The following is a 6,972-nucleotide window of genomic DNA, read 5'->3' on the forward strand; positions in this document are numbered from 1 at the left end:
ACCGAGCTGGCCCGCAAGGCGGCGGTGGTCTTCAAGGAGTATGGCGCGCTCAGCGTGGTCGAGTGCTGGGGCGACGACGTCCCCGAAGGCAAGGTGACTTCCTTCCCCATGGCGGTGAAACGCAAGGACGACGAGGCCGTGGTGTTCTCCTGGATCACCTGGCCGTCCCGCGAGGTACGTGACGCCGGGATGAAGAAGGTCATGGAGGACCCACGCCTGAAGGACAACTTCCAGTCCATGCCCTTCGACGGCCAGCGCATGATCTTCGGCGGCTTCCAGGTGATAGTCGACGCCTGAACCGACAGCGGCGCCCGCCCCGGCGGGCGCCATCGGAAACATTCAATCCAGAACGCCCCATATTTTACGTATCGTTTTACCAGCCTCCGCTCGTCACTCCAGCATTGCGCCGACGCACTGGGAAGCCCCGGCCTCCCGGACGACCAATAACGCCACGAAACCCCAATTTTCCAGCCAGATAGCGGCATATTCCTCCGCTCATCCGCCCCAAACCGCCCATCGTCGATCGCTCCCCTCCCCGCGCCTACTCCCAAAGCGATACAAAAAACACATTCGACACACTATTTAGTGTTAGACATTGGTTTCTGTATCATTTAAAAATAGCGCCATGGCCAAGGCCTCCCCCACAACAGAACAAAGGCTGGAGACACAGCATGTACGCACAACTGGTCGAGACCGGCGTGAAGCGCGTCAAGGCGCTGGACGAGATGTCCCCCGAGGAACGCGCCTTCCAGGAGAAGATCGACGCCGAGATCAAGATCGAGGCGAAGAACTGGATGCCCGACGCCTACCGCCAGACCCTGATCCGCCAGATTTCCCAGCACGCCCACTCGGAGATCGTCGGCATGCTGCCGGAGGGCAACTGGGTGACCCGCGCGCCGACCCTCAAGCGCAAGCTGCAACTGATGGCGAAGATCCAGGACGAGGCCGGCCACGGCCTGTACCTGTACAGCGCCATGGAGACCCTCGGCGCCGACCGTGACGAGGAAGTCGCCAAGCTGCATTCCGGCCGCGCCAAGTACTCCAGCATCTTCAACTACCCGACGCTGAACTGGGCCGACATGGGCGCGGTGGGCTGGCTGGTGGACGGCGCCGCCATCGTCAACCAGGTGGTGCTGCAGCGCACCTCCTACGGCCCCTACTCCCGCGCGATGATCCGTATCTGCAAGGAAGAAAGCTTCCACCAGCGCCAGGGCTACGAAATCCTCCTGACCATGATGCGCCACGGCACCCAGGCGCAGAAGGACATGGTCCAGGACGCCATCAACCGCCTCTGGTGGCCGGCGCTGATGATGTTCGGCCCCAGCGACGAGCACTCCCCCAACAGCGCCCAGTCCATGGCCTGGAAGATCAAGCGGCAGAGCAACGACGAGCTGCGCCAGCGCTTCATCGACCAGACCGTGCCGCAACTGGAACTGCTCGGCTGCACCGCCCCCGACCCGCACCTGAAGTGGAACGACGCGCGCGGCCACTACGACTTCGGCGAAATCCAGTGGGAAGAGTTCTACGAAGTGCTCAAGGGCAATGGCCCGTGCAACGCCGAGCGCATCGCCACCCGCCGCAACGCCATCGAGAGTGGCGCCTGGGTCCGCGAGGCCGCGGTCGCCCATGCCCGGAAAAAACAACAGAAACGCGACGCCGCCTGAGCCGCGAGGAGATAACCGCCATGAGTGAATGGACCCTTTTCGAAGTCTTCGTGCGCAGCAAGCACGGCCTGAACCACAAGCACGTCGGCAGCGTCCACGCCGCCGATGCCGCGATGGCCATCGAGAACGCCCGCGAGCTCTACACCCGCCGCAACGAAGGCGTGAGCCTCTGGGTGGTGCCCTCGGCGCTGATCACCGCCTCCTCCCCCGACGAGAAGGACCCGCTGTTCGACCCGGCGCAGGACAAGGTCTACCGCCACGCCAGCTTCTACGAGCTGCCGCCCGAAGTCGGCCACATGTGAGATCGCGTGCATGAACCCGCATAACGACAAGATCGAATACCTGCTGCGCCTCGCCGACAGCGCCCTGATCCAGGGCCAGCGCCTGTGCGAATGGTGCGGCCGCGCCCCGGCCCTGGAAGAAGAGCTGGCGCTGATGAACGTCGGCCTCGACCTGGTCGGCCAGGCGCGCAACTGGTACGAGTACGCAGTGGAACTGCTGGACGACGGCCGCGACGCCGACCAGTTGGCCTTCCGCCGCGACGAGCGCGCCTTCCGCAACCTGCTGCTGGTCGAGCAGCCCAACGGCGACTTCGCCGTGACCATGACCAAGCAGTTCCTCTACGACGCCTGGCACTTCCACGTGCTGCGCGCCCTCAGCGACTCCAGCGACGCGCGCATCGCCGCCATCGCCGCCAAGGCGCTGAAGGAAGTCACCTACCACCTGCGCCGCTCCGGCGAGTGGGTCGAGCGCCTGGGCGACGGCACCGAGGAAAGCCACGCGCACATGCTCGCGGCCATCCCGCAGGTGTGGCGCTTCACCGTCGAACTGACGAATGCCGATGATGTCGAGCAGCGCCTGTTCGCCGCAGGCGTGGCGCCGAACCCCGAGGAACTGGCCGCCGCCTGGCGCGCCAAGGTCGCCGACATCTTCGCCAGCGCCACCCTGCCGCTGCCGGAACCGGCGGTGAACTTCTACCTCAGCGGCCGCCGCGGCCTGCACAGCGAGCACCTGGGCATCCTCCTGGCCGAGATGCAGTTCCTCCAGCGGGCCTACCCCGATGCGACCTGGTGAGCTGATCGCCAGCGACCGCGGCGCGCGCCCGGGCTCCGCCGACGACCTCGGCCAGGCCTGGCGCGTGCTGGGCCAGGTGATGGACCCGGAAGTGCCGGTGGTCAGCGTGGTCGACCTGGGCATCGTCCGCGGCCTGGACTGGCAGGACGGGCACCTGCACGTGGTGGTCACCCCCACCTACTCCGGCTGCCCGGCCACCGAGGTCATCGAGCAGGACATCCAGCACGCCCTGGAGCACGCCGGCTTCGCCGCGCCGCTTCTGGAACGGCGCCTGGACCCGGCCTGGACCACCGACTGGATCAGCGACGCCGGCCGCCAGGCGCTGCGCGAGTACGGCATCGCCCCGCCGGCCGGCAGCACCAGCAAGCGCAGCCTGCTCGGCGAGACGCCGGAAGTGCGCTGCCCGCAGTGCGGCAGCCTGCACACCGAGCAGCTCAGCCAGTTCGGCTCCACCGCCTGCAAGGCGCTGTACCGCTGCGTCGATTGCCGCGAGCCCTTCGACTACTTCAAGTGCATCTGAGCGGCGCCGCCGCCGGAGAAGAACAATGAGCAAGTTCCACAGCCTGAAAATCAAGGAAGTGCGCCCGGAGACCCGCGACGCCGTGTCCATCGCCTTCGACGTCCCCCGGGACCTGCAGGACAGCTTCCGCTTCGAGCAGGGCCAGCACCTGGTGGTGCGCGCCCAGCTGGACGGCGAGGAAGTGCGCCGCTCCTACTCCATCTGCAGCGGCGTCAACGACGGCGAGCTGCGCGTGGCCATCAAGCGCGTGCCCGGCGGGCGTTTCTCGGCCTACGCCAACGAAGCGCTGAAGGCCGGCAACAGCCTGGAAGTGATGCCCCCGGCCGGCCACTTCAACGTGCCGCTGGACGCGGCGCGCCACGGCAACTACCTGGCGGTGGCCGCCGGCAGCGGCATCACGCCGATCCTGTCGATCGTCAAGACCACCCTGGAAGCCGAGCCGCACAGCCGCGTCACCGTGCTCTACGGCAACCGCTCCAGCAACGCCGCGATGTTCCGCGAGCAGCTGGAGGACCTGAAGAACCGCTACCTGCAGCGCCTCAACCTGATCTTCGTGTTCAGCCGCGAGCAGCAGGACGTGGACCTGTACAACGGCCGCATCGACGCCGACAAGTGCGGCCAGCTGTTCAGCCGCTGGCTGGACGTGAAGCACCTCGACGCCGCCTTCATCTGCGGCCCGCAGGCGATGACCGAGACCGTGCGCGACCAGCTCAGGGCCAACGGCATGTCGGCCGAGCGCATCCACTTCGAACTGTTCGCCGCCGCCGGCAGCGAAAGCAAGCGCGAAGCCCGCCAGGCCGCCGCCGCGACCGACAGCGGCAAGAGCCAGGTCACGGTGATCAGCGACGGCCGCGAGCTGTCCTTCGAACTGGCGCGCAACAGCGTCAGCGTGCTCGACGCCGGCAACGCCCAGGGCGCCGAACTGCCCTACTCGTGCAAGGCCGGCGTGTGCTCGACCTGCAAGTGCAAGGTGATCGAAGGCGAGGTGGAGATGGACAGCAACTTCGCCCTGGAAGACTACGAGGTGGCGGCCGGCTATGTGCTGAGCTGCCAGAGCTTCCCCCTGACCGACAAGGTAGTCCTCGACTTCGACCAGCTCTGACCCGCTCTTCGTAGGAGCGAGCTTGCTCGCGAACCGCACTCTGCCGCTGTTTCGTTGCGCGCGGAGACATCGATCGCGGACAAGGTCCGCTCCTACAGGGGAGGCACGGCTCTCGTAGGAGCGGACCTTGTCCGCGATTCGCCGGCAGGGCCGGCGCTGGGTGGGTTCGCGAGCAAGCTCGCTCCTACACAGGCAAAGATTCAACCGCCCCGGGCCCACAAGGCCCCCGGCGTCCCTATCCGGCGGCTTCGTACCGCCACCGTTCCAACACGCCACCGCGGCCCACCCGGCGCGGCGGTCACCGGCCCCGGCCGGCACCCTTGCGTACCTTTTGGAGGATAGAGTGATGGCCCAAGAGCCCACCCTGCAGAGTTTCATCGGCGGCCGCTGGATCGGCCAGCATGGCGCCCAGGCGCTGCGTAGCGCCCTCGACGGCCAGTTGGTCGCGCGCACCCACGAAGAGGCCCTGGACTTCGCCGAAGCCGTGGCCCACGCCCGCCAGCAGGGCCTGGCCGAACTCATGGCCATGGACTTCCAGCAGCGCGCCCAGCGCCTCAAGGCCCTGGCCCTGTACCTGACCGAGCGCAAGGAGCAGCTCTACGAGATTTCCCGGCACACCGGCGCCACCCGCGCCGACAGCTGGATCGACATCGAGGGCGGCGCCGGCACCCTGTTCGCCTACGCCGGCGTCGGCGGCCGCGAGCTGCCCTCCGGCAACGTGGTCCACGAAGGCCCGGCCATGCAACTGGGCAAGACCGGCAAATTCGCCGGCAGCCACATCCTGGTGCCGCGCGGCGGCATCGCCGTGCACATCAACGCCTTCAACTTCCCGATCTGGGGCATGCTGGAGAAATTCGCGCCGAGCTTCCTGGCAGGCATGCCCTGCATCGTCAAGCCGGCCACCGCCACCAGCTACGTGACCGAAGCCGCCGTGCGCCTGATGCACGAATCCGGCCTGCTCCCGGCCGGCAGCCTGCAACTGATCATCGGCGGCACCGGCGACCTGCTGGACCGCCTGCAGGGCCAGGACATCGTCACCTTCACCGGCTCGGCCGACACCGCCGCCAAGCTGCGGGTGACCCCCAACCTGATCCGCAACTCGGTGCCGTTCAACGCCGAGGCCGACTCGCTGAACTGCGCCATCCTGGCCCCGGACGTGACCCCGGACGACGAGGAATTCGACCTCTTCGTCAAGGAAGTGGCCCGCGAGATGACCGTCAAGGCCGGGCAGAAATGCACCGCCATCCGCCGCGCCATCGTCCCCGCCAGGCACATCGACGCGGTGGCCGAGCGCCTGCGTGATCGCCTGGCCAAGGTGGTGGTCGGCGACCCGGCGGTGGAGGGCGTGAAGATGGGTGCCCTGGCCTCCCACGCCCAGCAGGCCGACGTCGCCGAGCGCGTGGAAGCCCTGCTGAAATCCAGCGAACTGGTATTCGGCGCGAAAGACGGCTTCGCCCCGCGCGGCGAAGGCGTCAGCGAAGGCGCCTTCTTCGCCCCGACCCTGCTGCGCAGCCGCGACCCGCACGCCGAGGGCGGCGCCCACGACATCGAGGCCTTCGGCCCGGTCAGCACCCTGATGGCCTACGACGACCTCGACGAAGCCATCGCCCTGGCCGCCCGCGGCAAGGGCAGCCTGGTGGCCAGCCTGATCACCCGCGATCCGCTGGTGGCGGCCAAGGTGGTCCCGGCCATGGGCGCCCTGCACGGCCGCCTGCACATCCTCGACCGCGAATCCGCGGCCGAGTCCACCGGCCACGGCTCGCCGCTGCCGGTGCTCAAGCACGGCGGCCCCGGCCGCGCCGGCGGCGGCGAGGAGCTGGGCGGCCTGCGCGCGGTCAAGCACTACCTGCAGCGCACCGCGGTACAGGGCTCGCCGACCATGCTGATGGCGGTCACCGGCGAATACGTGCGCGGCGCCAAGGTCTACGAGAGCGAGGTACACCCGTTCCGCCGCTACTTCGACGAGTTGAAGATCGGCGAATCCCTGCTGACCCACCGCCGCACCGTCACCGAGGCCGACCTGGTCAACTTCGGCTGCCTGTCGGGCGACCACTTCTACATGCACTTCGACGAACTGGCGGCCAAGGACTCGCAGTTCGGCAAGCGCATCGCCCACGGCTACTTCGTGCTCTCGGCGGCCGCCGGTCTTTTCGTCTCCCCCGGCGTCGGCCCGGTGCTGGCCAACTACGGCCTGGACACCCTGCGCTTCATCAACCCGGTGGGCATCGGCGACACCATCCAGGCCCGCCTGACCTGCAAGCGCAAGATCGACCAGGGCAAGAAGAGCCCCAAGGGCGAGCCACAAGGCGTAGTGGCCTGGGACGTGGAAGTCACCAACCAGCTCGGCGAGCTGGTGGCCAGCTACGACATCCTCACCCTGGTGCTCAAGCGCGCCTGATCGTCGCCAACTCCGGTGTCACCCTCGACCGGCCTGCGGGCCGGTCTTTTTTTGCATTCGCGCGCGGTTGCCCGTGCCACCGGGGCGTCCGGCGTGGCCGATGCCAATCGCGGACGGAGTCCGCTTGTGTCTGCGACTTTCGATAGGATCGAAGGTGAGAGCGACGGGAGGCAAGCTGCAGGTCCGCGGTGTCGCGAGCACGAGTAGGAGCCCA

At 67.7% G+C, this 6,972-nt stretch carries 7 protein-coding genes; all 7 read left to right on the forward strand.

The window, feature by feature from the left end; genetic code table 11:
* Positions 1-297 (forward strand): DUF1428 domain-containing protein (locus DK254_RS33385; RefSeq protein ID WP_109937385.1); only part of this gene is annotated, 297 nt, incomplete at its 5' end.
* 374 nt (positions 298-671) lie between these two features.
* On the forward strand, positions 672-1,664 hold the full coding sequence (paaA, locus tag DK254_RS33390; RefSeq protein ID WP_109937252.1) for a 1,2-phenylacetyl-CoA epoxidase subunit PaaA: 993 nt from the start codon (positions 672-674) through the stop codon (positions 1,662-1,664).
* Positions 1,665-1,684: 20 nt separating this feature from the next.
* Positions 1,685-1,966 carry a 1,2-phenylacetyl-CoA epoxidase subunit PaaB gene (paaB, locus tag DK254_RS33395; protein WP_024764426.1) on the forward strand — a complete coding sequence of 94 codons (282 nt, stop codon included), beginning with the start codon at positions 1,685-1,687 and terminating at the stop codon, positions 1,964-1,966.
* Between the two features lie 10 nt (positions 1,967-1,976).
* A complete protein-coding gene (paaC, locus tag DK254_RS33400) occupies positions 1,977-2,738 on the forward strand; it encodes a 1,2-phenylacetyl-CoA epoxidase subunit PaaC (protein ID WP_109937253.1) in 762 nt (253 codons plus the stop codon).
* Positions 2,725-3,258, forward strand: coding sequence for a 1,2-phenylacetyl-CoA epoxidase subunit PaaD (gene paaD, locus DK254_RS33405; protein ID WP_109937254.1), 534 nt, complete (start codon positions 2,725-2,727; stop codon positions 3,256-3,258). Before paaC ends, paaD begins: the two co-directional genes overlap by 14 nt.
* 25 nt (positions 3,259-3,283) lie before the next feature.
* Entirely contained in the window at positions 3,284-4,360 is a 1,077-nt protein-coding gene (gene paaE / locus DK254_RS33410; RefSeq protein WP_109937255.1) for a 1,2-phenylacetyl-CoA epoxidase subunit PaaE, read from the forward strand.
* A 346-nt stretch (positions 4,361-4,706) separates the two neighbouring features.
* Entirely contained in the window at positions 4,707-6,758 is a 2,052-nt protein-coding gene (paaZ, locus tag DK254_RS33415; protein ID WP_109937256.1) for a phenylacetic acid degradation bifunctional protein PaaZ, read from the forward strand.
* Positions 6,759-6,972 lie beyond the last annotated feature (214 nt).

This window comes from Pseudomonas sp. RW407 (assembly GCF_003176655.1).
Classification (GTDB): domain Bacteria; phylum Pseudomonadota; class Gammaproteobacteria; order Pseudomonadales; family Pseudomonadaceae; genus Pseudomonas; species Pseudomonas delhiensis.